Annotated in this window: 2 protein-coding genes and 1 pseudogene; 1 reads left to right on the top strand and 2 read right to left on the bottom strand. The window is 46.5% G+C overall.

Annotated features, from left to right (window positions below; genetic code table 11):
• Positions 1 to 181, bottom strand: a 181-nt coding sequence (locus WG89_RS29885) for a helix-turn-helix domain-containing protein (protein WP_153301884.1), incomplete at its 3' end; no start/stop codon positions are given.
• A gap of 52 nt (positions 182 to 233) precedes the next feature.
• On the opposite strand from WG89_RS29885, the gene WG89_RS28175 reads away from it, so the two are divergent.
• The gene (locus WG89_RS28175; RefSeq protein ID WP_062271066.1) at positions 234 to 2,018 is read left to right on the top strand and encodes a hypothetical protein; all 1,785 of its coding nucleotides are present in this window, start codon (positions 234 to 236) and stop codon (positions 2,016 to 2,018) included.
• Between the two features lie 31 nt (positions 2,019 to 2,049).
• Here the strand turns inward: WG89_RS28175 and WG89_RS32545 are convergent.
• Positions 2,050 to 2,157, bottom strand: a pseudogene (locus WG89_RS32545) (IS5/IS1182 family transposase); the annotation flags it as partial.

Below are 2,157 nucleotides of genomic sequence, written 5' to 3'. Positions count from 1 at the left end.
TCAGGGCTTCCAAGCCACCTCGTTCATAACGATCAATCCAGTCGTAAACGCATGACCTGTGAGTAGAATACTTTTCGGATAGCTGATTGACAGTGGCGCCCTCCAGCCATAGGTGTATAGCCTCTAAACGAATAGATTCTCGAACATCATGGGAAATTTTACGGCCGTCGACTTTGCTCATGTACACCTCAAATATGAGGTGTCAGTTATACAGAAACTCTTGTCGGGAAGTTTTGGCCCAGATCAATATCTTATTGGCTGTCTTTATTCTTGTATCTTCAACGCCTTCTGTAAGTGCAGCGAATGATTTCTATGCCTCCAGTGCTCTGGACAAACAGTTAGCTCAAGGTTGTCAGTTATTGTCGTCGGTTTATACAGTACGTAACAATGGTGACTTGTCGTCTGTTATCTCCCGATTTGCAACGCAAGGCAGCAGGGTAAGCTTTCTTCTCTCCGGTCGTAATTACTTTTTGGAAAAGGACTTGAAGTTTCAGTTCAATAATATGGCTTTTTCTATCTGTGGGCTGAATACGAATAATTTTCCAAGGCTTTTCTTCAATAGTCAGGGAGAAGTTCAGGGTGGCTGTATTGATGCCCAGCCTCACAGTCTGTTCTTTGAAACAACGGGGTTGAGGATCGAGCGAGTTCATCTGGTGTTTCAGTTACCCCAGCCGGTAGACGGCTTGACCCATGTAACCCAGCGTGCGGACTGTAGCAGCGAGGCTACCTGTGAAGAAACGTATGGCTTCTTTCTGCGCCAGTCAGCGGTCACTATCACGGGTCTTGAAGGCGAGTCATCATCAGCAATGACTATCGTTCACGGTGGTCGTAATGACGACAATCAGATCTTTCAATTTGAGAGCGTCTATATTGAGCATTCAGCAGGCACGGGGGCTGCAATCCGGCAAGCCAAAAGTATGGGTTTGAAGTACAAGAATATTAATATGAATATCACTGGTGAAGGGACGGGTATTCGTCGCAGTGCGTATCCGGGCTCGAGCAATAACCTGGACTCTATCTTCTATTTGTTTGATGCGGCTGCGACGGGGGTAGAGGCGGCAGGCGAAAGGCCGGTTTGGATGAGTTTTGAAATCCCCACGCATAGCTTTTTTGATCGTATCTGTCTTGCCGGCACCTGGAAGCAAGGCAATGCCCTTGAGATGCAGGATTTCCCCAGAACCAATGAGCAGAGCCATAAACAGTTTGCTAATGGAGTTTGTGCTTTTCCTTCCAATAAGAGACTTTTCTGGCGGAGTACAGATTCCGGAACCCCGTTTAATGCCTCCAGAATTGATGCAGAAGGTTGTGAGGGCAATCATCCTCTTGACTATCAGCAGGCCTCTCAATGTCCATTCCAGCCTTTTGTATACGCTGCACTGGCTAATGCAGCTGGTCCACAGAATGGTGCGCAGGGGGAGCTGGGCTCAGGTATCGATTTTGAAAGTATTGTTGATTTCCCTTTTTGTGAGAGACGGCGTTCTTCTTCGATGATTTATTCACCCGGTTCTTCGGTAGCATCGGTAACCGGTTCTATGGTCATGTCGTCGCCCAGCTCTTCGGTAGCATCGGGAACCAGTTCTACGGTCATTTCTGCGCCTGGTTCTTCGGTAGAATCAGAAATGGATTCCACTGAAATTCCGGTAACCCGTGTGTCTACTTATACCGCAATTCCTTCATCATCTAATCTTCAGGAAGCGAGCATTAGTCCTGCTGAGTCGGTAGCATTTTCAAGCTTTACAACCGAGAGTAGGTTTAGCAGTCATTATCACGTTAGTGCCACCCCTTCGACAACAGACGGTTTACTGTTGATGCCATACTCATCACCGGATCCAAGTCCCTTTGAAGCTTTTGAGAGTGATCAGAGTTGTGCCCTGCCCATGAGTTCGTTGAGCTATTTTATTCCAGTCATAATTGCGGAAAATCTAGGGAACCTGCGAATAACCTCTAATTTACTTCCCTTCTTGAATCGAGTTCGAAGTAGGACTGAAATCAGAGGTCTCAACCCCTTATTTGTATGATATTTAGCCACTTTCGTGACTTCAGGGCGGACTAACCCTGTGCCCGGATCATTTGATCCAGTCGAACAATATTCGCCAGGGCAAATAAAGTAGACAGTTTATTGTCATTCTTCTTCAAACCTCGATACCTGGCTTTTAT

Source organism: Endozoicomonas arenosclerae (assembly GCF_001562015.1).
Lineage (GTDB): Bacteria > Pseudomonadota > Gammaproteobacteria > Pseudomonadales > Endozoicomonadaceae > Endozoicomonas_A > Endozoicomonas_A arenosclerae.
The sequence above is the reverse complement of the archived record's forward strand: the minus strand, read 5'-3'. Positions and strand labels throughout refer to the sequence as shown.